24 protein-coding genes and 1 pseudogene are annotated in these 26,879 nt (G+C 73.3%); 11 read left to right on the forward strand and 14 right to left on the reverse strand.

Features of this window, described 5'->3' with window-relative positions; genetic code table 11:
• Positions 1–58 precede the first annotated feature (58 nt).
• From ACFRFC_RS37050 to ACFRFC_RS37100, 11 genes and pseudogenes are all read right to left on the reverse strand, one after another.
• Entirely contained in the window at positions 59–406 is a 348-nt protein-coding gene (locus tag ACFRFC_RS37050; protein ID WP_383112695.1) for a tetratricopeptide repeat protein, read from the reverse strand.
• A gap of 81 nt (positions 407–487) precedes the next feature.
• Entirely contained in the window at positions 488–970 is a 483-nt protein-coding gene (locus ACFRFC_RS37055) for a MarR family transcriptional regulator (protein ID WP_382693454.1), read from the reverse strand.
• Positions 967–1,521, reverse strand: coding sequence for a MarR family winged helix-turn-helix transcriptional regulator (locus ACFRFC_RS37060; protein ID WP_382693452.1), 555 nt, complete (start codon positions 1,519–1,521; stop codon positions 967–969). Before ACFRFC_RS37060 ends, ACFRFC_RS37055 begins: the two co-directional genes overlap by 4 nt.
• Positions 1,522–1,689: 168 nt before the next feature.
• Complete coding sequence (locus ACFRFC_RS37065; protein WP_382693450.1) at positions 1,690–2,655, reverse strand: pirin family protein; 966 nt, start codon at positions 2,653–2,655, stop codon at positions 1,690–1,692.
• Positions 2,656–2,931: 276 nt separating this feature from the next.
• Positions 2,932–3,609, reverse strand: a complete 678-nt coding sequence (locus tag ACFRFC_RS37070) for a response regulator (RefSeq protein ID WP_382693447.1) — start codon at positions 3,607–3,609, stop codon at positions 2,932–2,934.
• The gene (locus ACFRFC_RS37075) at positions 3,606–4,838 is read right to left on the reverse strand and encodes a sensor histidine kinase (protein ID WP_382693446.1); all 1,233 of its coding nucleotides are present in this window, start codon (positions 4,836–4,838) and stop codon (positions 3,606–3,608) included. The genes ACFRFC_RS37070 and ACFRFC_RS37075 overlap by 4 nt, the downstream gene beginning before the upstream one ends.
• 79 nt (positions 4,839–4,917) lie before the next feature.
• Positions 4,918–6,144 carry an acyltransferase gene (locus ACFRFC_RS37080; RefSeq protein ID WP_382693443.1) on the reverse strand — a complete coding sequence of 409 codons (1,227 nt, stop codon included), beginning with the start codon at positions 6,142–6,144 and terminating at the stop codon, positions 4,918–4,920.
• The gene (locus tag ACFRFC_RS37085; RefSeq protein ID WP_382693441.1) at positions 6,144–7,118 is read right to left on the reverse strand and encodes an alpha/beta hydrolase; all 975 of its coding nucleotides are present in this window, start codon (positions 7,116–7,118) and stop codon (positions 6,144–6,146) included. Before ACFRFC_RS37085 ends, ACFRFC_RS37080 begins: the two co-directional genes overlap by 1 nt.
• 251 nt (positions 7,119–7,369) lie before the next feature.
• Positions 7,370–7,588 (reverse strand): hypothetical protein, encoded by a 219-nt coding sequence (locus ACFRFC_RS37090; protein WP_382693440.1) that lies wholly within the window; start codon positions 7,586–7,588, stop codon positions 7,370–7,372.
• Between the two features lie 57 nt (positions 7,589–7,645).
• Positions 7,646–8,074, reverse strand: a complete 429-nt coding sequence (locus tag ACFRFC_RS37095; protein WP_382693437.1) for a hypothetical protein — start codon at positions 8,072–8,074, stop codon at positions 7,646–7,648.
• 56 nt (positions 8,075–8,130) lie between these two features.
• Positions 8,131–8,370 (reverse strand): annotated as a pseudogene (locus tag ACFRFC_RS37100) (LLM class flavin-dependent oxidoreductase); the annotation flags it as partial.
• Between the two features lie 179 nt (positions 8,371–8,549).
• Between ACFRFC_RS37100 and cynS the strand changes: the two are divergent.
• Positions 8,550–8,996 carry a cyanase gene (gene cynS / locus ACFRFC_RS37105; RefSeq protein WP_382693434.1) on the forward strand — a complete coding sequence of 149 codons (447 nt, stop codon included), beginning with the start codon at positions 8,550–8,552 and terminating at the stop codon, positions 8,994–8,996.
• Positions 8,997–9,118: 122 nt separating this feature from the next.
• Here cynS and ACFRFC_RS37110 read toward each other — a convergent pair whose 3' ends face one another.
• Both ACFRFC_RS37110 and ACFRFC_RS37115 read right to left on the reverse strand, forming a co-directional pair.
• Entirely contained in the window at positions 9,119–10,267 is a 1,149-nt protein-coding gene (locus ACFRFC_RS37110; protein WP_382693431.1) for a cytochrome P450, read from the reverse strand.
• 415 nt (positions 10,268–10,682) lie between these two features.
• On the reverse strand, positions 10,683–11,399 hold the full coding sequence (locus tag ACFRFC_RS37115; RefSeq protein WP_382693429.1) for an epimerase: 717 nt from the start codon (positions 11,397–11,399) through the stop codon (positions 10,683–10,685).
• A gap of 169 nt (positions 11,400–11,568) precedes the next feature.
• Here ACFRFC_RS37115 and ACFRFC_RS37120 point away from each other — a divergent pair, with 169 nt between their 5' ends.
• The 5 genes from ACFRFC_RS37120 to ACFRFC_RS37140 all read left to right on the forward strand — a co-directional run bounded on the left by ACFRFC_RS37120 (position 11,569) and on the right by ACFRFC_RS37140 (position 19,469).
• Positions 11,569–12,141 carry a TetR/AcrR family transcriptional regulator gene (locus ACFRFC_RS37120; protein ID WP_382693427.1) on the forward strand — a complete coding sequence of 191 codons (573 nt, stop codon included), beginning with the start codon at positions 11,569–11,571 and terminating at the stop codon, positions 12,139–12,141.
• Between the two features lie 465 nt (positions 12,142–12,606).
• Positions 12,607–14,010: an SWIM zinc finger family protein gene (locus ACFRFC_RS37125; RefSeq protein ID WP_382693426.1), complete on the forward strand. Its 1,404-nt coding sequence runs from the start codon at positions 12,607–12,609 to the stop codon at positions 14,008–14,010.
• The gene (locus ACFRFC_RS37130; RefSeq protein WP_382693424.1) at positions 14,007–16,763 is read left to right on the forward strand and encodes a DUF6493 family protein; all 2,757 of its coding nucleotides are present in this window, start codon (positions 14,007–14,009) and stop codon (positions 16,761–16,763) included. Before ACFRFC_RS37125 ends, ACFRFC_RS37130 begins: the two co-directional genes overlap by 4 nt.
• A gap of 352 nt (positions 16,764–17,115) precedes the next feature.
• Positions 17,116–17,805: a polyprenyl diphosphate synthase gene (gene uppS / locus ACFRFC_RS37135; protein WP_382693462.1), complete on the forward strand. Its 690-nt coding sequence runs from the start codon at positions 17,116–17,118 to the stop codon at positions 17,803–17,805.
• Positions 17,806–18,014: 209 nt separating this feature from the next.
• Positions 18,015–19,469, forward strand: coding sequence for an oxygenase MpaB family protein (locus tag ACFRFC_RS37140; RefSeq protein WP_382693460.1), 1,455 nt, complete (start codon positions 18,015–18,017; stop codon positions 19,467–19,469).
• 530 nt (positions 19,470–19,999) lie between these two features.
• On the opposite strand, the gene ACFRFC_RS37145 is transcribed toward ACFRFC_RS37140, so the two are convergent.
• Positions 20,000–21,628 carry a PucR family transcriptional regulator gene (locus tag ACFRFC_RS37145; RefSeq protein WP_382693422.1) on the reverse strand — a complete coding sequence of 543 codons (1,629 nt, stop codon included), beginning with the start codon at positions 21,626–21,628 and terminating at the stop codon, positions 20,000–20,002.
• Between the two features lie 188 nt (positions 21,629–21,816).
• Here ACFRFC_RS37145 and ACFRFC_RS37150 point away from each other — a divergent pair, with 188 nt between their 5' ends.
• The 5 genes from ACFRFC_RS37150 (at position 21,817) to ACFRFC_RS37170 (ending at position 26,841) form a co-directional block, all read left to right on the forward strand.
• Positions 21,817–23,322: an amino acid permease gene (locus tag ACFRFC_RS37150; protein ID WP_382693420.1), complete on the forward strand. Its 1,506-nt coding sequence runs from the start codon at positions 21,817–21,819 to the stop codon at positions 23,320–23,322.
• Between the two features lie 105 nt (positions 23,323–23,427).
• The gene (locus tag ACFRFC_RS37155; protein ID WP_382693418.1) at positions 23,428–24,132 is read left to right on the forward strand and encodes an SDR family NAD(P)-dependent oxidoreductase; all 705 of its coding nucleotides are present in this window, start codon (positions 23,428–23,430) and stop codon (positions 24,130–24,132) included.
• Positions 24,133–24,146: 14 nt separating this feature from the next.
• Positions 24,147–24,998: an SDR family NAD(P)-dependent oxidoreductase gene (locus ACFRFC_RS37160; RefSeq protein WP_382693416.1), complete on the forward strand. Its 852-nt coding sequence runs from the start codon at positions 24,147–24,149 to the stop codon at positions 24,996–24,998.
• The gene (gene speB, locus ACFRFC_RS37165; RefSeq protein ID WP_382693413.1) at positions 24,986–25,954 is read left to right on the forward strand and encodes an agmatinase; all 969 of its coding nucleotides are present in this window, start codon (positions 24,986–24,988) and stop codon (positions 25,952–25,954) included. Before ACFRFC_RS37160 ends, speB begins: the two co-directional genes overlap by 13 nt.
• The gene (locus ACFRFC_RS37170; RefSeq protein WP_382693411.1) at positions 25,951–26,841 is read left to right on the forward strand and encodes a polysaccharide deacetylase; all 891 of its coding nucleotides are present in this window, start codon (positions 25,951–25,953) and stop codon (positions 26,839–26,841) included. Before speB ends, ACFRFC_RS37170 begins: the two co-directional genes overlap by 4 nt.
• The last annotated feature ends 38 nt before the right edge of the window (positions 26,842–26,879 follow it).

Here is a 26,879-nt window from a genome sequence, read left to right on the forward strand (position 1 = left end):
GGTCCGGACCTCAGAGGTCCGGACCCGCCGCCCTTCCCGCGTCCTGTCCGCCGACGCCTCAGAGTTCGGCGAAGTCACCGGCGAGGGCGGAGGCCAGCCGCAGGTGAGGCTCGGCCTCCGTGTGCTTGCCCTGCCGTTCGAGCGTGCGGCCCAGCATCAGCCGGGCGTAGTGCTCGACCGGGTCGCGCTCGACGATGATCCGCAGTTCCTGCTCGGCCCGGCGCAGCTGGGCGGAGTGGTAGTAGGCACGCGCCAGCAGCAGCCGGGGCCCGGTCTGCTCGGGCACCTCCTCGACCAGCCCGTCAAGCACCCGCGCCGCGGCGGCGTAGTCCTTGGCGTCGAAGAACATCCCCGCGCGCTCCCAGCGCTCCGCCGGCGTTCCGTGGTCGTAGTACGTGGTCTCCACTGGAGTACCTCCTTCGCTGGGTCACAACGAAGAGGGTGTCGTTGAATATTCCACTACTCCTGAGGGCTGGGGTCGGGCGGCTCACCGACCGTCGCGGAGCGCGGCCAGTTCGGCGTTCGCCCGCTCGGTGATGAGGGTGAGCACCCGGCCAGCCACCGCGAGATCGTCCGCCGGGATACCGGCGTAGATCCGCGCGGAGATCGGCCGGGTCTCGGCGCCGGAGGTCTCGTGCAGCGCCCGCCCGGCGTCGGTGGCCCGCACCCCGGAACCGTCGTTGGTGACCAGCCCGTCGGCCACCAGCGCGTCGATGGTGTCACCGACCTCCGCCTCCGGTGTCTTGAGCGAGCCGGTGACCCGCCGGATCAGCTCGGCCCGCTCGACCGTCCCGTCGGCGAGGGCGACCGGACGCAGCGTCATCAGTTGCAGAAAGGTGGCCCCGTGCCGCGCCAGCACGGTTTCGAGCACGGCCCGCGCGGCGTAGTGGGCGACGCCGATGACGCTCGGGTCGAGGACGGGGGCGGAGGCCGCGGAGGTCTGGGATGCCTGGGATGCCTGGCTGGTCATGACTGCTCCTGCTGGTTCTCGTCGTGGCGGAACTCGGAAGGGCCGGGAGAGATATCGGGGAAGACGTCGAGGGAGGCGCCGGGGGAGACGTCGGGGGAGACGTCGAGCGGTGTGTCGAGCAGCACGTCCAGATCCCGTACGAAGTCCTGTGTGCGGGCGCTGTCGAGCCCGCCGAGGGGTTCGAACAACTGCCGCAGCAGCCCCTGGACGACATCGATGGCCTGCCGGGTGGTCCCGTGCCCCCGCTCGGTGAGCGCCAGTTGCACGGCGCGCGGGTCCTTGGGGTCGCGGGTGCGCTCCAGGAGCCCGGCGGACTCCAGGGCGCGGGCCAGCTTCGACACGTAGAGCGGTTCGAGTCCGGTGTGATCGGCGAGCCGGCGCTGACTGGGCCGCAGGCCGGAGCGCTGCATGCCGTACAGCGAGGCCACCAGCGCGTACTGGGCGTGGGTCAGCCCCAGCGGAGCGACCGCGCGGTCGACCGCGACCCGGTACTTCATGGACAGCCGCCAGACCAGGAAGCCGGGCGTGGGACGAGGGGACGTCGGACTCATGAAAAATACCGTACATGGCGACTATGTACATGGCTACTATTTTCGCTGCCCAGCACAACGCCCCCACCCGCGGTGAAGCAGGCAGGGGCGTTGGGTACGGAGTTCGGGGTGCGGGTGCGGGTGCGGGTGCGGGTGCGGAGTTCGGGGTGCGGAGTTCGGGGTGCGGAGCTAGCGCACGCGCCCGCGTGGCTTGAGCGGCGTCGGTGGCAGCTCGGGTGCGGGCAGCGGGGAGCCGTCGTACCCCGTCACCTCGCCGAACCGGCCGCCCGTCGTCCAGTCGGCGCGGGCCTGCTCGATCTCCGCCTGGGTCCGGCCCACGAAGTTCCACCACATGATCAGTTCCTCGTCGAACGGCTCACCGCCCAGCAGCATGATCCCGGCGTCCGAAGCGGCCCGCAGCGGGAGTTCGGTGCGTCCGCAGCCGAGGTAGAGCATGGAGCCCGGCAGCACGGGCACGCCGTCGACGTGCACCTCGCCGGACATGGCCAGCACGCCGTACTCGAAGTCCCGCTCCAGCGGCAGCCGTACGTCCGCGCCCGCGCTCAGCGCGAGATCGGCACCGAGCAAGGGGGTGTACGTCGTTCCGGGCGACGCCGATCCGTCGAGGTCGCCCAGAATCACCGTCGCCGTCAGGCCGGGCGCCGTGACGGTCGGCAGATCGGCGTGATGCTCGAAACGCGGGTCGGTGTGCCGGTGCGCGTCCGGCAACGCGACCCAGAGCTGCGCCCCGTGCAGGAAACGGGCGTGCGGGCGCGGGCTCTCCTCCGAGTGGGAGATCGCCCGGCCCGAGGTCATCAGGCCGAGTTCACGCGGGCGGATCGTCTGGAGGCTGCCCGTCGAGTCACGGTGCAGCACCTCCCCCTCGTGCAGCCAGCTGACGGTTTGCAGGCCCATGTGCGGGTGCGGCGGCACCTGCATTCCGGGTTCGTCCGCGATGTCATCGGGGCCGTAGTGATCGACGAAGGCCCAGGCGCCGATCATGCGCCGCCCGAGATTCGGCAGCAGTCGGCGTACCTCGGTGGACTCGCCGAGCTGCACCCGGCGGGGGCTCAGCAGTTCGCGGACGGGCTCGGCGACGACGAATCCGCGTCCGCCGCACACGCTGGGTGCCGGCGCGCGGTCAAGGTTGCTCATGCGGCACAAGGTAGCGCCGAGTGGTGCGTGGTGCGGGCGGACCGGCGTCCCTGCCCTTGTCCGGCCGCGCGGGGACGAGGCGGACCGGGGCGCGGGAGTCACCATTCCTGGCGCGGGGCACGGGCGCGGCGACGGCCCGTGCCGCCGTGTTGACGGGGCCGCTCGGGGTCCGTGTGCCGGTTCCGGTACGGCGTGCGGTGACCGGTGACCGGTGGCGGGTGGTCGGTGTCCGGCGTCCGGTGTCCGGTGTCCGGCGTTCGCGACCTGGGCGCGTGCCTAGTCGCCCGGGGTGACCAGCCCCGATTCGTACGCGATGACCACCGCCTGGGCGCGGTCGCGCAGGTCGAGCTTGGTCAGGACGCGGCTCACATGCGTCTTCACCGTCTGCTCGGCCAGCACCAGCTCCGCCGCGATCTCCGCGTTGGACCGGCCACGGGCCACCAGGGTGAGGACCTCGGTCTCGCGTTCCGTCAGGGCCTTGAGGCGGAGCGCGGGCCTGCCCCGGGCGGCGGGACGCTGCCGGGCGAAGTCCGCGATGAGACGGCGGGTCACGGAGGGGGCGAGCAGCGCGTCGCCCGAGGCCACGACCCGTACCGCCGCGATGAGGTCGGCCGGGGGAGCGTCCTTGAGCAGGAAGCCGCTCGCGCCCGCCCGCAGCGCCTCGTACACGTAGTCGTCGATGTCGAACGTGGTCAGCATCAGGACGCGCGGCCGGTGTGTGACGCCCGGCGGTGGTGCGAGGAGGCGGCGCGCGGCCTCCAGGCCGTCCATCTCGGGCATGCGGACGTCCATCAGCACGACATCGGGATGGGTGCGCCGGCTCAGCTCGACGCCCTGCGCGCCGTCGGGAGCCTCGCCGACCACGTCGATGTCGCTCTGGGCGGCCAGCAGCGCGGCGAAGCCCGCCCGCACCATGGCCTGGTCGTCGACGATGATGACGCGCGTCGTCGTCACGTGAGGTTCCTTTCGGTCAGGGGGAGCTGGGCCGCCACCCGGAAGCCGCCGTCCGGCAGCGGGCCCGCGTCGAGGGTGCCGCCGACGAGCCGTACCCGCTCGCGCATGCCGACCAGGCCGTGTCCGGTGTCGCCGTCCTCCAGCGGTGCGGCGGGCGGCTCGGGCGGCGGCCCGTTGACGACGAGGACGGTGAGCCGCTCCGTGTCCGGGGACGCCGACGCCGAGACCGACACGTGCGTCGGAGCACCGGGCGCGTGCCGTACGACGTTCGCGAGGGCCTCCTGGACGATGCGGTACGCGGAGAGACCCACCGCCTCGGGCACCTCGGCGTCGCAGGGCGCGAACTCCACCGGCACGCCCGCCCTGACCGTCGCCTCCACCAGCTGCCCGATCCGCGTCAGGCCCGGCTGGGGCGCCAGCTCGCCCCGCGTCTCCTCGTTGCGCAGGACGCCCAGGAGCCGCCGCATCTCGCCGAGCGACTCGCGGGCGGTCGCCGCGATGGACGTGAACTCCTTGCGCACCTCGGGCGGCAGCCCGTCGAGACGGTACGCCGCGGTGTCCGCCTGCACCGTGATGACGGACATGTGGTGGGCCACCACGTCGTGCAGCTCGCGCGCGATACGGGCGCGTTCCTCCAGGAGCGTGCGCCGGTCGCGCTCGGCCTCGCTGATCGTCTCCTGCTCGGCCAGCCTGCGCTGCGCCTCGTACCGCTCGCGCAGCGCACCACCCAGCACGAGTACGACGCCGCTGAGCACGGTGAGCAGGATGTTGCTGCCGCTCGTGCCGTGGGGCGCGGCGAACCCCAGGGCGACGCTCACGCCCGCCGTCGTCAGCCACACCAGCAGCAGCGTCCGGCGCGGCTCGCGCAGGCCGAGGGCGAGGCAGAGGCCCAGATAGCCGACGATCGTCGTCGGCGGGAACGGCCACGCGTGCTGGGCGGGGAAGTCGACGGTGAGCAGGACGAGCGCCGTGGCCAGGTCCGCCGCGAGGATCACGTACCAGGCGTGCAGCGGACGGACGACGGCGAGGAGCAGCGGCGCCGTCTGCGCGACGGCCAGCGCGCCCGCGAGACCGCCGCTCAGGCCGTAGTCGAAGCTGAGCACCCCGATGGTGGTGGGCAGCAGAGCGACGAACAGCACGAACGCCACGGCCCACGGCACCAGCCGCACCCACCGACGCGACGCCCCCGCGAGCAGCGCGCGCGGGGGCTTGTCCTCCACTGACGTCATGGGCTCCAGCCTATGCGGGGTGGGACGGTGTCCGGACGGGCGCGGTTGAGGGCTGGTGCGCCGGTGGTGGGCGGCTCCCTCACGCCACCAGGGCGAAGTAGGTGAAGCCCGCCGCCAGTACGGCCGCCCCCGTGCGGCGGATCGGGCCGGTGCGGTCCCAGGGGGTCTCCAGGGGCCGGGCGAACCGTGCGATCACCACGAGCAGCCCCGCGAAGAGCGGCAGCCAGGCCACCCGCGCCAGGATCCAGCCGGCCGTGTCCGGCGCGGTCGTCAGGCCGGGGATCTCGCCCACGTACGAGGCGGGGACCGCGGCGGCCAGCATCGCCGTCTGGTGCCAGCACAGGATCGTCATCGCCGCCAGGTTGATGATCACCACCGGGGCCCACAGGGCGGGGCGCAGAAGCAGCCGGGCCAGCCGGTCGCGCAGCAGGATCGCCGCACCGCACTGGGTCGCCGCCAGCGCCAGGACCAGCAGGGACGGCGGATGGGAATTGGTCCGGGCCGTGCCGGGCACGCCCACCATCGACGCCGGGTAGTGGAAGGCGAGCAGCAGGGTCGCGAACAGGGCCGCGCCGCCCCACAGCAGCAGCCACGCCGCACGCCGGCCCAGCCGTCGGTCCGCCCAGGACACGCCCAGCTGGTAGGCGAACATCCAGCCCGGCAGCAGGTTGACGAGACTCACCCAGGACGGCGTCGCCTCCGCGTACGGGCCGTAGCGCAGGAAGTCGACCACCGCGACCGAGCCGAGCAGTGGGGCCGCGGCCCAGAAACCGAACCGCCGCGAGGCGCGGACGCACACCGGCGTCAGGGCCGTGATCACGGCGTAGACGCCGACGAACCACAACGGCTGGACGACCAGTGTCGAGGCGGTGTGCAGGCTGGCGACCGGGACGCCGAGACCGTAGTGGAGGGTGGGCAGCAGCAGTGCCCAGACGGCGGTGACGCCGAGGACCGGGCGGCCCAGACGGACGAGCCGGCCGGTGATCCAGGCACGGGCCGAACCCTTGCGGCGCCGGTAGGAGAGGTACGAGGAGTAGCCGCCGACCAGGAAGAAGATGCCCAGCATCTGGAGGATCCAGCCGGCCGGCGCCAGCGCGCCGAACGTGGCCAGCGGGCTGGCGTTGTGCAGACCGCCCCCGGCGTCGAGGGTGAAGCCGCCGACCAGCCAGTGGCCGGCCGGGACGGCGAGGAGCGCCAGCGCGCGCAGGCCGTCGATGGCGCGGTCGCGGTGGGCGGGGGTCCGCCCGTCGATCTCGGCGGTGAGCTTGGCGAGCCCTGTGGGGGTGTTCATCGTGGGGGTGTTCATCACAGGGCTCCGGCGGCGATGGCGGCGAACGCGGTCAGCGTGGCGGTGCCGGGGGTGAAGTACGCGTCGTGCGCCGGGACGTCGGCGGCGCTCAGGACGGTCGCGCCGAAGCCGGGCGAGGTGGGGTCCGCTCCGTGGCCCAGGCCCAGGATCTCGACATGGGGGACCTGGCCGATCCAGTCGTCCGGGGACTTCGCCGCCCAGACGTGGGCGTCGGTGCCGAGTGCGGTGACATCGTCGGCGCGCATGCCGGGCGAGCCCACGGCGACGATGTCGCGCGCGTCGGCGGTGGGGGCGGCGAGCCCGCAGACCACCGAGCCGTAGCTGTGGCAGAAGAGGGAGGGGGCGGGCAGGCCGGCCGCGTCCAGGCCGTCGGTGAAACGGGCGAGACGCTCGGCACCGGCCTCGGCGAGGCGGCCCGTCGCCAGGTCGGGGCCGATACCGGAGGGGGTGGTGTACCCCACCCAGGCGATGACGGCCGTGTCGTCGCCCGCCGCCTCCTGGAGATCGGCGGCCCAGCGTGCCGTACGGCCCGCCGTCGAGACGTCGATGTCCGAGCCGGGGACGATCACCGCGACGTGGGTGGCGTTCTCCAGGTCACCGGCGACCCGCGCGATCAGGCCCCGGCCCCGTGGGTCGTAGGCCAGGACCTGATCGCCCGCGGGGGCGTTCGCCGCGTAGCGCAGGTGGACGGGGACGCCGTCGAGGTTGCCCACCACGCCGGGGTGGTCCCGGACGAGCCGCCACCGCTCGGTGACGGTCAGGGCGGCGAAGAAGGCCGCCACGTCGGAGGGGGTGGCCGTGGCGGGGTCCGGCAGCTCCCTGCCCAGGGAGTCGTCCGCCAGCCAGGCGGCGGTGCCGGGGAGCGGACCGCCCGGCACGTCCTGGCCGCTCGCCGCGGCCCCGCCCGCCGTGCTGCCGACCAGCAGTGCGGTCAGTACGGCGGTGGTGAGCGTCTTTCTGAAACGGCGCATCCGTCGGTCCCCCTCTGTCTCGTCCGTGGTGACGGGGAGGAAGGTAGGAAGCCGGTGGAGGGCGGGGCGTCACACTGGAGAGCCATGTCGGGGGTGATACCGGGGTAGGGGGTGGACTAAGGGTGGGCCTGCCCACCTCGCCGTGCCCATCACCTCGCCGTGCCCCGTGCCGGGATGCCACACCGGATGGGTCCCCCTGGAACACGCACGCCGGAATCGCAGACCGATCCCGGACCACACCACCGTACGGATCACCAGCCGGTCCCGAACCGTGCCATCGGCTCGATCAACTCCCGCTCCTCATAGGAGAGGTGCGACAGCAGCGCGTCGGTGAGCAGGTCCACGGCCGCCCGCAGCCCCTCCCCGCCGGTCTCGCCCCGGTCGAGCGCGACCAGATCGATGTTCTGACGCAGACTCAGCTTCTGGATCTCGGAGCGGGCCTCGCCGGGGTCGAGGGCGTCGCCCGGCACCTCCCGGACCAGCCCGCCGAGTCCCAGAGACGCTCGGTGGACCGGCGTACACCGGGGTCAGGGGGTGGGGCCGTACGGACAGCCGCTCCCCGGAGACGGACCGGTGCGCGCGTGGCGCGAGCCCGCCACCACCGGCCCGGCGCTCGCGCCGACCCCGCCCGGGCCGGGCGCCGGGCCGTCGGGGTCCGCCGCCCGGCCGCGTGCGGCGGCCACCAGCTCCCGGGCGGCGGGCGCCACCTCGGCCGCGAACGACTGGATCAGGGCCGGTTGCCGCGCGGGCAGCAGAAAGGCGCTGGTCCCGTGCTCCAGCGCGAGCGCGGCCAGTTGCTCGGGCCAGGCGTCCGGCGTGCCGCGCGGGAAACCGTCCGGACCCGGCGAGAGGTTGTACAGCCGCCGTACCGCCGTCGGCCGGCGACCGGCCGCGAGGGCCGCCTCGTCGATGCGCCGGTGCCCCGCCCCGAGCCGGCCCGGCGGTACGTGCGGCACGCTGGCAGCCAGCCGTCGGCCGCCGCGCCGACCAGCTCCAGCATGCCCGGGCCGATGGCACCGGCCCAGATCCCGATGGGGTGCGCGGGGGCGGGGCCGGGGGCGGCGCCGTCCAGCCGGTAGTGCTCGCCGCCGACCCGGACCGGTGGGCCGCCGCTCCACAGCGCCCGCACGATCTCGATGGCCTCATGGGTGGCCCGGACCGCCTCACCGGGATCGCGGCGCCGTCCGCCGTCGGCGCCGATGGCGTCCCAGTACGCCCCGGCGCCCAGCCCCAGTTCGACCCGGCCACGGATGGGTAGTCGCCGCTATCCGCGAACTCCGACACTGAAGAACCCGGCACGGGCGACCGCGCACCTCGTCGCCTTGGGCAATGCCTGACCGTCCTGGCCCGGGTCTCCTACCCTGGTGTGACGTGGCGCCAGGACCTTCGTCGTCAAGTTCGTCGTCAAGTTCGTCGTCAAGGGAGACACATATGCTCAGCAAGCGGGAAGCCGCCGAAGCCGTGCGCGAGGCCAAGGTGAAGACCGGGGTCACCTGGGCCCAGCTCGCCGAAGCGATCGGCAGACCACTGGCCTGGACCACGGCGGCCCTGCTCGGCCAGCACCCGATGGGCAAGGACGAGGCGGCCACCGCGGCGGCCCTCCTCGAACTCGGCGACGACGCCGCCCTCGCCTTCCGGCTCCAGCCGACCCGGGGCGCCCTGGACGCGGCCGTCCCCGTGGACCCGACCGTCTACCGGCTCTACGAGATCGTCCAGGTCTACGGACCGACCATCAAGGAACTGATCCACGAGCAGTGCGGCGACGGCATCATGAGCGCGATCAACTTCCGTCTGGACGTCCAGCGCGTCCCCGACCCGGCCGGCGACCGGGTCGTCATCACCCTCGACGGAAAGTACCTGCCGTACCAGTGGGAGTGAGGCCCGCCCGTACGAGGTGAACTCGTCGTTCAGGGGGGCCGGTACAGGCGTTCCGCGTCGGCGCGTCGGCGCGTCGGCGCGTCGGCCCGTTGGGTCGGTGGGGCGCCCCCGGCGGACCCCGGCTACGGGCCCGTCTCGGTGAGGCGGGTCCAGCCCGCCGGGGGTGCCAGGAGCGTACGGGCGTGGGGCTTGCGGCGTCGGAGGCGTACCTCTCCCCGGTAGCGGTGAAGGATGAGGTGGCCGAGGTGTTCGAGGGCCTTGAGGGCGAATCCGTTCGCCGGGCACATGCCTTCCCCCTTCCCGAAGGGGAGGTAGGAGCGCCTTCGCTCGTCGTCGGCGTCCTCCTCCCAGCGGGCGGGACGGAAGTCCAGCGGCCGGTCCCACACGGCACCGGACCGGTGGATCGCGTGCGTCCCGATCAGGACATGCTCCCCGCGCCGGACCGGGACACCGGCGATCCGGTGATCCCTCGCGGCGACCCGGACCAGGCGCCACGCGGTGGGATAGACCCGCAGTGTCTCCCTGACCAGGGAACGGACCTGCTCGGGCCGTAGCTCCGGGCCGTTGTACCCATGCTGGATGCCGAGCAGCACGACCCATTCGAGGGCGACGCCCGTGAAGCCGACCGCGGACAGGATCAGCCGCTGGAGGAGCTGCGCGCGGTCCTGCGGGGACAGTTCCCCCTCCACGCCGAGCACCAGATCCACGAGATCGCGGGCCGGAGCGTCGGACCGCCGCCCGGGCACCCTTCCCAGCTGTTCGGCGAATCCGGCCCGGATGCCCGGCACCGTACGGTGCGATCCGCGTACCGAACGGCCGACGATGTCGTCGGCGACGACGCTCGATGTGACATAGGCGTCGACCAGCGCGTTGATCCCGGCGTGCCGCTCGTGCGCTATCGCGGGGGCGAAGTAGCGGCGGATCATCCCGACCCCCCAGCGCTGATGCCGCAGCCGCCCCCGGCGGTCGCTCAGCTCCTGGAGGGCGGTGTCCAGGTCGAAGGACGCGGGCAGATCGTGCCGGGCCAGGACCCTGAGGAGTTCCTGCGAGGCCGCGGTCCGCAGATCCTGGGGCAGGGGACGCTGTCCGAGGCGGAAGAATCCGGACCGGGAGAGATAGTTGCCGTCCGGGTCGGTGAGGATGTCCCGCGCCGACTGCCCGTCGGCGACAAAGAGGGTTCCGAACCGGAGCCTGAAGGGACCGTCGTGGTCCGCCGCCAGGCGCTCCCAGCGCAGCAACTGGGGCCATAGACCGAGCCTGTTGAGGAACACAAGGTCACCTGCCCAGCTGACGGGGATGAGATGCGGTGATCGGGTCGTGCATCCCATCCCGTTCGGAGCGGTGGGGGGAGATGTCAGTCGGTGCGGCCGTACCGGTCACCGTACTCATTGCGCCGTGCGCGCATCTCACCGCTGAGTGCCTGGACCTTCTTGATGAGCCAGGACATGGTGGTCCTCCTTGGCGTCAGTCCCGCTGTCCGTATTCGACGAAGTAGCCGTGCCACCGTGCGCGCATCTCACCGCTGAACGCCCGCAGGCTGTGGGTGAACCACGACATCGCGGCCTCCTGATCGGTCGGTTCCCGCTGTCCTGCCTCGCGCCTTGCCTCGTGTCACCGGGCCATGACGCTACCCAACGCCCGGAACCGGACGACATGGTGAAACCGGCCAAGAACGCGACGGCGCGATCAGCGCGAGCGCGGCGCCTGGCGGTCCTCGCCGAGGGCGGCCCGGTTGATGTCCCGGTTGTGGAGGACGGGTTGGGGTGCGCCGTGGCGGGTGACCTCGATCATCGCGCGGCCGAGCTGCTCGGTGGTGGTGAGCTGGTGGGGCGCGAGTCGCCTGAGGAGGGGATAGAGGGGCGAGGTCACCGCGTAGAGGGCGCGGTAGACGCGGGTCCTGGAGGTGATGCCGTGCAGGGGCTGGATGTATCCGGGGCGGAAGAGATAGGTGCGCAGGGGCAGGGCCAGCAGGTCGTTCTCCGTCCGGCCCTTGACGCGGGCCCACATGCTCCGGCCCCGCTCGGTGCTGTCCGTGCCCTGGCCGGAGACATAGACGAAGGTGAGGTCCGGGTTGGCGGCGGCCAGGGTACGGGCCGCGGTGAGGGTCAGGTCGTAGGTGATCCGCCGGTACGCCTCCTCGGTCATGCCCATCGAGGAGACGCCCAGACAGAAGAAGCAGGCGTCGTAGTCGGACAGGTCGACGCCGGACAGCTGGACATCGGCGCCCGGCCGGGTCATCAGCTCCTGGAGATCCCGGTGGACGACCTCCCGGAGCTTCGGATGCTCGACGCCGGTCGCCGTACGGCCGATCACCAGGACCTCGGTCACGGTGTCGTCGCGCAGACACTCGCGCAGCACACCTTGGCCGACCATGCCGGTCGCCCCGAAAACAATGGCCTTCATGGATACGTTCCTGTCGTGGTGAGGGCGGTGAGGGTGGTGGGCGTGGTGGGCGTGGTGAGGGGGTGGCGCGGAGCGTGATGTGAAGGGTGACGTGAAGAGTGACGTGACCGGAAATGTAGGCGACGACTACAAAGCTGTCAATGGAAACATCGCCTTGTACGATGGCGGCATGGCGTATCACCACGGAAACCTGCGCGCCGAGCTGCTGGCCCGCGCCGAGACCGTCCTGGCCGAGGACGGCGTCGGGGCGCTCTCCCTGCGCTCTCTGGCCCGGGACCTCGGCGTCTCGCACGCGGCGCCCTCCCGGCACTTCGCCGACCGGCAGGCGCTGCTCGACGCGCTCGCGGTCGAGGGCTTCGAGCGGCTCGGCGCCGAGCTGGCCGAGTCGACCTCGGGTGACGGCGGGTTCGAGGACCGGCTGACCCGGTTGGCCCTCACCTACGTCCGGTTCGCCACCCGGTACCCGGCGCTGCTGGAGGTGATGTACGCGTGCAAGTACCGCGACCCGCAGGACAAGGTGCGGGCGGCCTCGGCGGCGTGCGGGGAGATCCTGTTCGACCTGTTCGACGGCAGTGGCGCGTCCGTCGCCGACGCGGAACGGTTCGGCGTGATCCTGCTGGCCGCGCTGCACGGCATCGCCGCGCTCACCGCGGCGGATTCGCTGCCGCCGGGGTGTTCCCCCGATGACCTCGCGGCGGACACGGTGGGGCGATTGCTGCGAGGCTCTCGGCTGACCGGCTGACCGGCTGACCGGCTGACCGGCTGGCCCGCTGGGCTGAGGTGGGGTCACCTGGCCCGGCGGGCGGCGGGCTCACCGTCGTAGGCGGCGGAACCACCCGGGCGACAGGGGCGGCGAGCCGGGAGCGGATCAGGGAACAGGCGCCGCCCCAAGCGCTCGAACACCGCGTCGATGAGCGCCAGGGACACGTCTTGCGTCCCGTTGTCTCCCGGAGAAGCCGGGCCCGGCCGCGCGCAACCGGCTCAGCGCAGTCGAGGGCGCGTCCACTCGCCGGGGCGCCCCTCGCAGGGTGCGGTGTGCGGTTCCTCGCCGGGGCGGCACGCTGACGGTCGCTCACCGGACGGGCGGCACCCCCCCCGCCGCAAGTCCCGCCGCAAGTTCCGCCACGAGTCCCGCCACAAGCCCCGGCACCGGCCCCCGCACGGCCGCCCAAGGGCATTGTCAGTGGCAGGCCGTAGCGTTCTGGGCATGACGTCGAACCTTCAGGCGTACGCCTACGCCCAGCCGTCCGCCGTGCGTACGACCGCGCGCGGGACGGCCCTCGGTCTGGAGACCTCCGGCGGGGTGACGCCCGCCGGGCCCGTGGCGCGGCCCCATTTCTACTCCGGGTTCCTGACCCGGCCCCAGGTCGCCGCCGCGGCGCTGCTGGCGGTGGCGGACGTGGCCGGGGCGCGCTACTACCGGCCGGAGCTGGCGCGGCTGCGCGATCCGGTGGTCACGGCGCAGGGCGACCGGCTGCGCTTCGAGTCGTTCTCCGGCTGCTGCGGGGTCTACGCCCGCCTGGATGTGCTGGGCGACGGCCTGGACGGCGGCGAGGTACGGCACGGCACGACCAATGTGGACGTCAACAACCCGCTGCGGGACGCCCTGGCCCGGATCGGCGGCGACGATCCGCTCCATCTGCGGGTCGGCCCGGAGGAACTGGCGGTGACCACCCTCGACGGAGCCGTGGTGGAGAAGAAGGTGCCGCTGCCCGAGCGCTGGCTGCGCGGGTTCGCCGAGACCCAGGTCATCTCCGCCGCGTTCGACCTGCGCGCCGAACTCGGCGCCGCCGAGACGGTCAGGTTTCTGCGCGCCCTGCCCCGTACCGGGCGGTCCGGCGGCGCCGAGCAGTGGCTGCTGCCCGCCGGGCGCGGCCTGCGCCCCACCAGCCGCCCGGCACCCGGCGCCGTCTGCCTGCCCGGCCCCGCGCGACTCGGCGCCCTCCTGCGCGTCCTGCGGCACGCCACCGGACTGCGCCTGTACGGCCCACCCGCCGCCCCGGACAGCCCGCCCCTGGCGAGCGGCTGGGAGATCGGCCTGCCCGGCATGCGGCTCACCCTCGTCCTCTCACCCGGCGTGTCGCGCGGCTTCAGCGGCGAAGGAGCGGTCCTGGAAGCCCTGGCGGGCGACGACACCGCCGCCGCCGCCGAACTGCTCGCCGTGCTGCTCGCCTGGGAGCCGCGCATCGACCCGGCCGCACTCGCGGCGGCGGCGGGCCTCCCCCACGACCGGGTCCGGGCCGCCCTCACCCGCCTCGGCACCGCCGGCCGCGTCGGCTACGACACCGCCGAGGCCGCCTACTTCCACCGCGAACTGCCCTACGACGCCGACCGCGCCGAGCGGCACAACCCCCGCCTCGTGGCCGCCCGCGCCCTGGTCGCCGAGGGCGCGGTCACCTTCCACGAGGGCGCCGGGGGACCCGAGGGCCCGGTCGCCTCCGTCCGGTCCGGCGATCACACCCACCTGGTGCGGCCCGCCCCCGACGGGCGCGGCGCGAGCTGCACCTGTCCCTGGTGGTCCGACCACCGGGGCCGGCGCGGCCCCTGCAAGCACGCCCTCGCCGTCCGTATCGCGCACCGCCGCGACCGCGCCCCCCTGGAGTCCCGATGATCCGCCGGTTCGCCCGCTCCCCGCGCCCCGCGAGCCCGGCCAGGGTCCAGCGCTTTCGCCACGAGGCCGGGCAGGACCCCGCCACCGCGCTGCTCGGTGCCGTCGAGGCGGGCGCCCGCAATGAACTGCCCGTGCTCCTGGCCGACCTCGACGACCGGACCCGGCGCGCGCTCCTGCCCGAGCTGAAACGCCTGCGGGAGGACGGCTCCCTGCCGACGGACACCCGTGGCGCGGCCTATCTCGCCGCCGCCGGCTGCCACACCGCCGCCGTGGCCTGCGCCACCTGGCTCAAACGCCCGCACACCTACGACCAGGACCCCTACCTGCTGGCCGCCGTACTGGCCGGGCGGCCACCGGAGTTCCTGACCAGGGTGCTGGAGCGGCTGGCGGCCCGCACCGACATGGGCCGCTGGGAATTCGCCCTCGCGCGCACCCTCGCCGACACCACCGGCCTCCCCCTGCCGCTCACCGAGGCCACCGGCATCCAATGGCAGTTCGAGGCGCACGACCAGCACTACGCGCGCTGCCCCCACCGCAGACACCGCCGACGCGGCGAGCGGCCCGCCGAGCCCGGAACGCCGTGCGGCGGACTGCTCGCCGCCCTGCGCGAGGACCCCCTGACCCCGCGCATGCTGCCGTACCTGGTCGACACCCCCGAGCTGACCGGGCAACTGGTGTGGCAGTCCTGCCGCGCGTCGGAGCACCTCATCGACACCTGGCACGGCACCTACGCCGCCCTCGCCGCCGAAGGCGTCCTGGACCGTGCGGACCTGATGGCCGCCGCCGTCACCGCCTTGCTGCGCGGCACCTGGCCGCTGGGCGGCGTGCGGTTCTGCGTGGCGCTGCTGCGCGCGCTGGAGCCCACCGGCGACGAGTGCGCCGCGCGCACCGGCGACTGGATCCGGATCGCCGCCGACGCCCCCTCCGTCGCCGCCGTCCACGCGCAGGAGGTGCTGCGCGGCCTGTGGGACACGGACCGGCTGACCAGCCCCCAGCTCGCCGAGACCGCCCGCGCGGTGTTCTTCCGCACCGAGAAGCAGCCGGTGCGCGGCCAGCTGTCCTGGCTGGAAGCGGCGTTGCGGCGCGCGCCCCAGGACGCCCCCGTCCTGCTGCCCACCCTCGGCGACGCCTTCGGGCACACCGACACCGCCCTCCAGCAGCGCGCCCTGCGCCTGGCCGGACGCCATCTCACCCACGCGGGCCCGGCCGCCCGCGAGGAACTGATCGGCGCGGCGGCCCTGCTGCGTCCCGGCCTCCTCACCACCGCCGCCGACCTGTTCGACGCCCCCGAACTGCTCCCGGACCGGACCGGACCCAGGGACCGGCCACGCGACACCCTCCCCGAGCCCCGCACACCGGCGCCGCTGCCGCCCGCACCGCAGAGCGCGCAGGAGTTCACCGCCGAGTTCGCGGCCGTACTGGCGGCGAGTCTGCGCAGCAGGGCCACCATCGGGTCGTACGAGTGGGCGCTGGACGGCATGGTCCGGCTGGCCCACCACGACCGCGAGGCCCTCGCGAAGGCGCTGGAGCCGGTGGCCCAGCGGCACGCCGACTGGCTGCACCCCAACAACTGGCCCAGGTACGGCGGCTTCAACCTGCTCGCGCTGCTGGCCGCGGCGACCGGCCGGGTCAGCTCCGCCGACCTCAAGCGGGTCCGCCGCGCCACGGCCCACAAGGACTGCCCCCACGCCCGCTTCAGCACCCCCTGGCGGCGCCGCCTCGCCGAGATCACCCACCTCCTGGTCACCGGCCCCGTCCCGCCCCACCTGCTGGCCACCCCCAGCCGGGACTCCGGCGAACTCCACCCCGAGGACCTGCTGACCCGCCTCCACCTGTACGGCACCCAGGGCGCCGAGCCCGCACCGGCCGACCTCGATCTCGCCCTGCTCCGGCTGCGCCACCCCGCCGACCCGGCCACCCTGGCCGACCTGGTCGCCCGCGCCCACGCCCTGGACACCCCCGAGGGCCGACGCCTGGCCCACTGGCTGGAGACCCCGCCGAAGCCCGCCCCCGCCGCCGAGCGCACCCTGGTGAAGGCGGCAAAGGACCGCACCCGCATCCAGCTGACGGACGCCGCGAGCCGTGAACTCAACCGCGCGTTCCCGGCGTTGTCCGCCATCGGCGACGGCTTCCGTTCCGCGACCCGCTACTGCGGCTGCGTGTACGGTTCCGCCCGGTACTGGGTGTCGCTGTGCCCGGATCGGCCGGACACCCTCGCCGTCCACCTCATACCGCTCCTCGCGGAGGCCGCCGTCGGGACCGAGCGCATCGACACGGGCCTGCTGCTCACCCTCGCCGAGGCGCCCGGACCGCCCGGACCCGCGCTGCATCTCGCCCTCGCCCACGGACTGAGCGCCCGACACCCCGACGACCGTCTCGCCACGGTCGACGCCCTCCTCACCCTGGCCGCCCGCGGCACCCTCGACGCCCACCGGCTGGGCACCGACCTCGCCGAACTGCTGTCCCTCGGCGCGGTCAAGGCCAACCGGGTCGCGGACGCCCTCACCACCACCGTCTCCGCGAACGCCCCGGCCACCGCCTGGTCCGTCCTCGCCGCACTGCTCCCACCCCTCCTCGCCACCGGGGCCACGCCCCCGCGCGGCACCGGCGACCTCCTCGCCGCCGCGGCCACCGGAGCCGAGGAGTGCGGCGCCCGGGACAGCGACCCCTGGCTGACGGACCTGGCCGCCCGAAAGGGCAGCAGCCGTCTGCTCACGGAGGCGAGACGACTGCACCAGGCGCTCACCGGATGAGCGCGCCGGGCAGCGGCCGGTGCTGCGCCGGTGCGCCGCCTCACCCCTCTGACCCGGCGGGGTCCCTGGTCAGAAGCGGACCGTGCGCGGTTCAAACCGATGTACGGCCTATCACCCTAAAGAGTGAAGCCGGGGGCTTCGCGCGCCCCCAGTACCCCTGGCGTTGTCACACTTTCCCGGTTATCGGATCAACGTGAGGGCGTGAGGCTTGAGCGGGCTGGAAGACACCGACGCGGTTCCCCGTCTCCCCCCTCAGCCAGAGCCCCGCTCCCCGTCCCCGCCAGCGCCGTCCCCACCAGCGCCACATCGGCCGTCCCCGCCGCGCGCGGTGCCCCGGCATGTCGCCTGTGTGATGGACGGCAATGGCCGATGGGCGGCGCAGCGCGAACTGCCCCGTACCTCGGGGCACCGCGCGGCCGAGACGACGGTGATCGACGTCATCGAGGCGGCGCGGTCCGCGGGCGTCGGCTGGCTGAGTCTGTACGCCTTCTCCACCGAGAACTGGCGACGCCCCACCGCCGAGGTGGACTTCCTCATGCGGCTGGTGCGCCGGGTGGTGCGCAAACACGCCCCGCTGCTGCACGCACGCGGTATCCGCTGCCGTTTCCTCGGCGTCACCGACCCGCGGATCCCGCCCGCGCTGGCCCAGGACTTCGCCGACCTCATGACCCTGACGTCAAAGAACCGGGGCATGACGCTGACCGTCGCCTTCGACCACGGTGGCCGCCGGGACATCGTGGAGGCGGCCCGGTCACTGATCCGCGACGGGGTGCCCGCCGACGCCGTGACCGAGCGGTCGTTCGCCGCCCATCTGCCCTTTCCCGACACCCCGGACGTCGACCTGGTGATCCGTACCTCCGGCGAGCAGCGCATCTCCAACTTCATGCTCTGGCAGGTCGCCTACGCCGAATGGGTCTTCCCGCCGGTGCTGTGGCCCGACTTCCGGGCGCCGCACTTCCTTGAGTGCCTGCACACCTACCAGCGACGCGACCGCCGCTTCGGCGGCATACCGACCGACCCGAACGGAGAACCGCGAGCGTGACGAACCCAGGTGACGGGCCATCGGCCGAGACCGCCCCCGGCGAGGAGCCCGCGGCCCATGCCTCCGCCGCACCGGCCGACGACCACCCCGCGGCCCACCGATGGGGCCCACCGGCCGACGTCCCATCGGCCGACGTCCCACCGGCCGACATTCCACCGGCCGACGCGGACGCCCCGGCCCCCGACGAGCACGCGCCCCCGCCGCCGCCCGTGTTCGGCCCCGGCGCCCGGTTCCACGCGTTCGTCACCGACCCCCGCTGGGCCCTCGCCATGATCCGGGCCACCGTGCTGGAGGCCGCCCACCCGCAGATCGGTGCCGCCCTCGTCGAGAACTCGACCTTCGTCACCCACCCCTGGCGGCGGCTGCGGAACACCTTCGTGAGCGTGCAGCGGATGTTCGGCCCCGACGACGACGTACGGCAGCGGGAGGCGGCACGTCTCAACCGGCTGCACGCCCGGCTGAACGGGACCGACGCGCGCGACCGGCCGTACAGCGGCATGGACGCCGACGCGCGTGCCTGGGTGGTGGCCACGCTCTTCGAGAGTGTCGTCACCATGTGCCGTCTGAGCGGCCAGCCGCTGGAACAGCGGGCCATGGAGGAGCTGTACGCCGAGTTCCGGGCCTTCCACGCCGCGATGGGCGACGCGACCGGGCTCCTGCCCGAGGAAGTGCACGACTTCTGGCCGTACTTCGACCGGGTGGTCGAGGAGGAGCTGGAGAACACGGAGGCGGCGCGGGTCATCCTGTACAAGCTCTTCGACCACCTCCCCGCCCCGCCCGTGCTGGACGGGATACCGACCCTGTGGGCGGCGGGCCGTGCCGTCGCCGGGCCGGTCATCGGGGCGATCACCGTCGCCTCCCTCCCGGAGGCGTTCCGGCGGCGGGCCGGACTGCCGGAGGTCCCCGGCGTCCAGACCCTGATGCAGGGTGCCTACCTCGCCGCCGGCCTGGCCCGCTTCCTGCCCGAGGGCTGGCTCCCGACCGAGAACCTCGCCGATCTCCTGGACCCCTCACCCGACAGCGACAACCCCGCCGTGCGGACCGTCGCGGCCCTGCGGAGCCGGATGACACGGGCCGGGGCGCTGCTGCGCCTCATGACACCGGTCGACCTGGAACCGGCCGAGCAGCCGCACCCCGACCCGCACACCCCGCGGGCCCACCCGCAGGCACCCCCGCACACCGGCCCGCGGCGCGACGCCGAGGAATTCTTCCGGCAGGTGCTGGACCAGACCGGCGACGGCCACCTCGACTGGCCCGACCTCGCCGCCATGGCCCGTGAACTGTCCACCCGCCTCGACCTGGACGAGCCCGAGGAGACCCGGCTCTACAACGCCTTCGCCGACTGGTGGCGGGAGCTCCAGAGCGCCCTCGACACCGATGGCGACGGCCGGGTCAGCGCCGCGGAGTACGCCGCCGCGGTCCCCTCCCTGGCCGGTCCCGCACTGATCAGGACCGCCGAGGTCCTCTTCGACGCCACCGACAAGGACGGCAATCAGCGAATCGACGCGGCGGAGTACCGGGCGTTGTTCCGGACCGCGTTCCACCGTGAGACGGCCGCCGCGCACACGTCGTACAGCCGCAGCGCGTTCATCAAGGACTTTCTCTCCTTCATGTCCGGCCGCGCCCGCACGACCCCCTACGACCAGGTGCTGGTCGATCCCTGACATCCCCCGGCCCGCCCCGCCGCTCACCCTGGCGGCGGGGCGGAGCGCGTAATGAGAGAGCTGGTCCCGCAGGTCGCGGCGGTGGATCTCGCCGCGGCGGAGAGCTTGAAGGTCGTCGGGATATTCGACGCCCTGGTGGAGAGCCGCGCCCCCCCGGGAGGGCCTGGTGCGGGCCGCCGCGGGCTCACCCGCCGGACCCCTCCACCCGGACCGGCGGCCGGCCATCCGCGTCGACACCGACGGGGCGCGCGGCGGCGGCCCGGCCACGCGGGCGGAGATCGAATCCCGCAGGCCGGCCCACCCGGTGCCCGACGGCGGACCGGTCCGGGTGGAGCGCCCCGCCCCGGCCCCCCCGCGAGCTGCTGCTCCTGGAACGGCCGGGGGTCGCCGTACGCCTCTCCCTCGACCGGCTCAGCGGCGGCCTGCCCGACCCGGCCGCCGCCGTCGCCGTACTCCTGGACAGCGGTGCCTCCACCGAGGCCCGCAGCCGGTGCGCCCGCTCCCTGACTCCTGAGCCGCCGGGGCGCCGCTCAGCGCAGCACGTCCCCGCGCAGCAGGGCGTGCGCCTGGAAGGCGATCCACAGCTCCGTGATGTCCGCGGTCTCCGCGAGCCGCCGATCGGTGAGTTCCTCCACCCGCTGCACCCGGTACATCACGGTCTGCTTGTGGACGTTCAGCGCCGCGGCGGTGCGCTGCCACGAGCGGCGGTTCACCAGGAACGAGCGCAGCGTGCCGACCAGATCGGTGCCGTTCGCCCGGTCGTACGCGGTCAGCGGTCCCAGCACCCGCTCCACGATCGCGCGGGCCTCCTCATGGCTGCGCAGCACGGTGAACGCGGTGTCGTCGCCGTAGCGGACCAGGCCGCCCGCCGAGGAGCGGGCCAGCGAAAGCGACCACACCGCCTCGTCCCTGGCCTCGGAGAGCCGGTCCAGGGAGGTGCGGCTGCTCAGCCCGATCGGGGTGCGCAGCCCCAGCCTGCGGTGGACGGCGGACAGATCGCCGGGGCTGTCGGACAGCAGCGCCAGCAGGAGATCGCTGCGGTTGAGCAGCAGATGGGGAACGCGCCGGCGGCTGAGCGCAAGATGCAGGTCACGCTGCTCGGCGCCGTTCTCCTGCGGCACCGCCAGGACGACCAGATCGTCGGGCGGCAGCCGGTGGGCGGCCAGTTCCTCACGGGCCGCGTGCGGGTCGACCCGCGCGTCGAGCAGCTGGGCCAGCAGCTCCGAGCCCAGCCGTCGCTCGTGCTCGCGCAGCATGCCCTGCCGGGCCGTCTCGACGGCCGCCGCCGTCGCCAGGTGGTGCAGCAGCGAGGTGTCCATGCCGGGCAGCTCGACGGCGACCAGCACGGTCGGCTCCTCGGCCGGCACCTCCACCGCCAGAACATTCGACACCCCGGCCGCCCCGAGCGCCGCCGGCCCCCCGGAATCCCCAGCACCGGCCCCACCGGCACCGGATCCACCGGCACCGGCCTCACCGGCACCGGCCTCACCGGCACCGGCCCCATCCGTGCCGGATCGCCCCGACACAGACAGGTGCAGCACGCCCGGGATCCGCCCGTTGTGATCGCTCACCGCCGTGAGCAGCGCCTGCCGCAGCGCCGACTCGGGAGCCGCGCCCCCGGGATCCACCGGATGCGCGGTCGCCGTGTCCAGGAGCAGCAGCCGGCAGCCCAGGTCACGGCCCAGCCGGGCGGTCGGCGAATCGCCGGTGCGGTCCACCAGGCTGTCGCGCAGAGCACCGTAGATCTTCTCGATCTGCCCGAAGCGCGCCGACGCCTCCCCGGTATTGGCGTCCGCGACCGCGCGGGCGACCGCCACGAAGCTCACGGAGTACGCGGCGGTGAGCACCGCCAGCCCATGGCGGTCGGCCGCCGCCGCGAGGCCGGCGGTCAGCTCCGGCGTGTCGGGGTCCTCGCCGATCAGGATGCCGCTCGCGCCCGCCACGGCACAGCGCTCGATCAGCGCCGCCTGCGCGCCGCCGCCCGCGGGCAGCGTGCAGCCGTTGCGCATCAGCAGCTCGCCCCCGGCCATCCAGTCCCAGGGGCTGTCGAGGTCGGACGCGTGCGCCCAGGAGACCGTACGGCCCAGTCCCGCCGCGCCGGCGAACAGGCTGAGCCGCAGGTGAGGCAGGTCCAGCACGGTGTGAATGGTGGCCGGCATGTGTCCACCGCCCTTCGCTTGTAACTTCGATGCAATCCTGTTGTGCGATCGCTCAAAGGGCAAGTGGCGATTGTGGTCTTCGCTCGGTAGATCTGGGAGTACCGGCGACGCAGACTCCCTGAAAGTTCGCTCGCGCAGGGCGGACGATGCCTCATCACCCCGCCAGGGGCCAGGTAAGGAGCGGGCGCATGTCGAATCCTCCAGTCGCGGAACACCCCGCGGGCGGCGCCGATCCCTCGGGCGGCCCCGCGGGGGTGAGCACGCTGAAACGCGGCTTCAGCTTCCGCTCGGCGTTCTCGCTGGCCTTCGCCGATGTGTCGCCGATCGTCGCGCTGTACGCGATCTTCACACTCGGGCTGTTCGCGGCGGGCCCCGCGTTCTTCTGGGCCTTCCCGATCGTGCTGGCCGGGCAGCTGATGATCGCCCTCGTCTTCGGCGAGCTGGCCTCCCGCTGGCCGTACGCGGGCAGCGTCTACCAATGGGCCCGCCATCTGCGCGGCGCCTCCTGGGGCTGGATCGCGGCCTGGGCCTACACCTGGGGGCTCACCATCGCGCTGTCCACCCTCGCCTACGGCGCCGCGGGCTTCCTGCTCCCGGCCGTCGGCGTCGACGAGCACGGCAAGGCGCTCACCGTCGCCACCGCCATCGGCATCCTCGCCGTGGGCAGCCTGGCGAACATGGTGGGCCGCCGGATCCTCAAGATCATGGTGATCGCGAGCATCATCTGCGAGGTCGTCGGCTCCGTCGGGCTGAGCACCATCCTGCTGATCTTCCACCGGGTGAACCCCATCGACGTCCTGTTCGACGGCTTCGGCACCCAGGACCTCGGTACCTGGGTCGGCGGACCGCTGCTGGTGGCCATGGCCTACGTGGGCTGGTCCTTCGTCGGCTTCGAGGCCGCCGGTTCCATCGCGGAGGAGGTGGAGGAGCCGGAGCGCAATGTGCCCAAGGCCATCATCCTGTCGCTGCTCTGCGTGGCCGCGATCGTCATGTACTCCAGTGTCGCCGTCATCCTCGCCATCCCCAACCTCGACCAGGTCATGGCCGAGAAGACCGGCGACCCGGTCACCCACACCCTGGTCAGCGCCCTCGGCTCCGGGATCGCCCGGCCCCTGCTGATCATGTTCGTCATCGGCTTCCTGTCCAGCTTCCTCGCCGTCCAGGCCGCCGTCACCCGCTGTCTGTGGGGCTCGGCGCGGGACAACGCGCTGCCCGGGTCGAAGTTCCTGGTCAAGCTCGCGGGCCCGGAGCGGCTGCCGGTGAACGCCATTGCCCTGACCGGCGTGGTCGCCGCGATCCTGGTCCTGCTGGCCGGCTCCGACCTCTACCGGGTTCTGGTCAACTTCACCACCATGGGCTTCCAGATCGCCTTCGCCGTGCCCGTGATCGCCGCCCTGATCGCCCGGCTCACCGGCAAGTGGAAACCCGGCGCGTTCAGCCTCGGCCGGTGGGGGATGCCGGTGACCGTGGTAGCGGCGCTGTGGGCCGTCGCCCAGACCATTAACATCGCCTGGCCCCGCGCGTCCATGGGCGACACCTGGTACCTGCGCTGGAGCATGATCCTGACGACCGGTCTGCTGGCCGTCGCCGGCGCCGTGATCTACGCGATCGTACGGAACCGGATCAAGCCCCCGCTGGCCAGCCGCCTCGCGGCCACGGCACCGCCGGCGCCGGACGCGGCACCGCATCCGTAGCGAGAGGTTTCCTGGTCGGCCCCGCCCCGCCGCACCCGGCCTCCGTGGACGGCAGCGCCGAGCCGACCGCCCCACCCGTTCTCGCACCTCTCAGAAGGCAGGAAGATGAACCACCCCCGGATCGCCGTGGTCACCGGTGCCGGCAGCGGTATCGGAGCCCGGATCGCACAGGAACTGCACACCCACGGCTGGCAGGTCGCCGGCATCGACCGCCAGCCCGTCATCGACGACCACCTTGCGCTGTCCCTGGTGGCCGATGTCTCCGACGCCGAGAAGGTCCGCCAGGCCGTCTGTCTCGTCCACCGTGAACTGGGCCCGATCGAAGGACTGGTCACCGCCGCCGGGCACTACGCGATCACCCCCGTCGAGGCCATCACCCCCGACGAGTGGCAGCGCATGCTCCGCGTCCACCTCGGCGGGCTCTTCAACGCCACCCGCGCCGCGCTGCCCTCGATGATCGAGCGGGGCGGCGGCAGCATCGTCGCCATCTCCTCCGAACTGGCCATCGGCGGCGGCGACGGCGAGGCCCACTACGCCGCCGCCAAGGGCGCCATCATCGGCCTCGTCCGCAGCCTCGCCGCCGAACTGGCGCCGCGGAACATCCGCGTGAACTCGGTGGCACCCGGCCCCACCGACACCCCCCTGCTCGCCCCGGACTCCCCCTGGCGCGACCCCGCCTACCTGGCGACCCTCCCCACCCGGCGGCTCGCCCGGCCCGAGGAGATCGCGGCCACCGCGCGCTACCTCCTCCAGGAGGCCACCTTCTGCACCGGGGAAGTCATCTCGCCCAACTCCGGAGCCGTGATCTGATGAGCCGTGACCCGATGAGCAGCGACCCCCTGCGCAGCGATCCGATGAGCAGCGGTCCGATGAGCGGGGACCCGATGCGCAGCGGTCCGCTGACGACGTCCGACCTCACCGCGTCCCGCTCGCCGTTCGCCCTGGTGACCGGCGCCACCCAGGGCATCGGCCGGGCCATCGCCCTGCGCCTCGCCGACGACGGCGCCCGCGTCGCCGTCAACGGGCGCGCGCACACCCCCGACCTGGACGCCGTGACCCGCGCCGCGCACGCCGTGGCCGCGCCCGCCGACGTCGCCGACCGGGACCAGGTGCACGCCATGGTCGACCGACTGCGCCACACCGTCGGCGACATCGACGTCCTGGTGTGCAACGCCGCCTACATGACCATGGGTTCCTTCCTCGACCACGACGAGGAGGACTGGTGGCGGATCGTCGACACCAACCTGAGCGGCACCTTCCATCTCGTCCAGGCCGTCCTGCCGGGCATGCGCCGCCTCGGCCGCGGCCGGATCGTCGTCATCTCCTCCGAGTGGGGCGTGACCGGCTGGCCGGGTGCCAGCGCCTACGCCGCCTCCAAGGCCGGACTGATCGCCCTGGTCAAGAGCCTGGGCCGGGAACTGGCCCCGGAGAACATCCTGGTCAACGCCATCGCCCCGGGCGTCACCGACACCCCCCAGCTCGCCGTGGACGCCGCCGACGCCCGGATCCCCCTCGAAGCCATGCACCAGCACTACGCGGACGGCATCCCTCTCGGCCGGATCGGCCGCCCCGAGGAGATCGCCTCGGCCGTCGCCCATCTCACCGATTTCACCCTCGGCTCGCTCGCGGGCCAGACCCTGCAGATCAACGGAGGCAGCACCCGATGCCGAGCCTGAGCCCCGACACCCGCCCCGAGCCGGTAGGCCCCGTGGACGGACAGGTCAGCCCCCGCTACGCCGGACTGACCACCTTCGCCCGGCTCCCCCGCATCGAGGACGTGCCCCGCTACGACGTCGCCATCGCCGGCGCCCCCTTCGACGCCGGTGTCACCTACCGGCCCGGCGCCCGCTTCGGCCCCTCGGCCATCCGCGAGGCATCCCGCCTGCTGCGCCCCTACAACCCGCGCCTGGACGTCATGCCGTTCCGCGACCAGCAGGTCGTCGACGCCGGGGACCTGCCCTGCAACCCCTTCGACATCACCCAGGCCGCCAAGGAGATCGAGGAGAGCGCCCACGACCTGATACGCGACGGGGCGCGGCTGATCACCCTGGGCGGTGACCACAGCATCGCCTACCCCCTGCTGCGCGCCATGCACCGCGTCCACGGCCCGGTCGCCCTCGTCCACTTCGACGCCCACCTCGACACCTGGGACACCTACTACGACACCCCCCTCACCCATGGCACACCCTTCCGGCGTGCCGCCGAGGAGGGCCTCTTCCGCCCGGACGCCAGCGCCCACGTCGGCATCCGCGGCTCCCTGTACGACCCGGCGGATCTGACCGACGACGCCGAACTGGGCTTCCGGATCTTCCACTGCGCCGACTTCGAGACGCTGACGGTCGCCGATGTGGTGGGCCAGTTGCGGGAGACGATCGGGGACGCCCCCCTGTATCTCTCGGTGGACATCGACGTCCTGGACCCCGCCCACGCGCCGGCCACCGGAACCCCCGAGGCCGGCGGACTGACCAGCAGGGAACTGCTCGGCATCGTCCGCGGACTGAAGGGACTCGACCTGGTCGGCGCCGATGTCGTCGAGGTCGCCCCCGCCTACGACCACGCCGACATCACCAGCGTCGCCGCCGCCAACCTCGCCTACGAGTATGTGTCCCTCTGCGCAAGGACGCCCCGATGATCTCGCCGACCCGGCCGGCCGAGCCGGTCACCTGGCCCGCCGGCCACCGGGCCGCCGCCGCCCTCACCTTCGACCTCGACGCCGAGTCCGCCGTCCTGCACGAACACCCCGCCGCCCGGCACCGCATGTCCGTCATGACCCACCAGTCGTACGGCCCGCTGGTCGGAGTGCCACGGCTGCTGCGCATCCTCGACCGGCACGGAATCCGCGCCACGTTCTGCGTCCCCGGCTGGACCGCGCTGCGCTACCCCGATGTCGTGCGGTCCGTCGCGGAGGCCGGTCATGAGGTCGCCCATCACGGCTATCTCCACGAACTGCTCACCAGCGTCGACGCGCAGGCCGAGGCGGGATTCCTCGACCGGGGCCTGGCGGCCCTGGAGTCGGTGACGGGCATCAGGCCCGTCGGCTACCGGGCCCCGATGTGGGAACTCAGCTACCACACCCCCGGCTTGCTCAAGGAGCGCGGCTTCCTCTACGACTCCAGCCTCATGGACGCCGACGTGCCGTACGAACTGGCCGTGGCCGACGGCACCTCGCTCGTGGAGATCCCCATCCAGTGGGCGCTCGACGACTGGGAGCAGTACTGCTTTCTGCCCGGTATCTCCGGCACGGGTCTGATCGAGAGCCCTGGCAAGGTGCTGGAGATGTGGACCCTGGAGTTCCAGGCCATGCACCGCGAGGGCGGCTGCTTCGTCCTCACCAACCATCCCTTCCTGTCCGGCCGCCCCTCCCGCGCGGCGGCCCTGGAGACCCTGATCGAGCGCATCATCGCCACCGGCGACACCTGGGTCGCCCCGCTGGCCGACATCGCCCGGCACGTCCGCTCCCTGGGCCTGACCCCACGGGTGCTGACCCCACCGGAGCTGGAGACCGACCCGGGACCATGACCGAGGACCACCCCGGGGCCGGGCCGGGATCGCGTGAC

This window comes from Streptomyces sp. NPDC056734 (genome assembly GCF_042790455.1).
Taxonomy (GTDB): domain Bacteria; phylum Actinomycetota; class Actinomycetes; order Streptomycetales; family Streptomycetaceae; genus Streptomyces.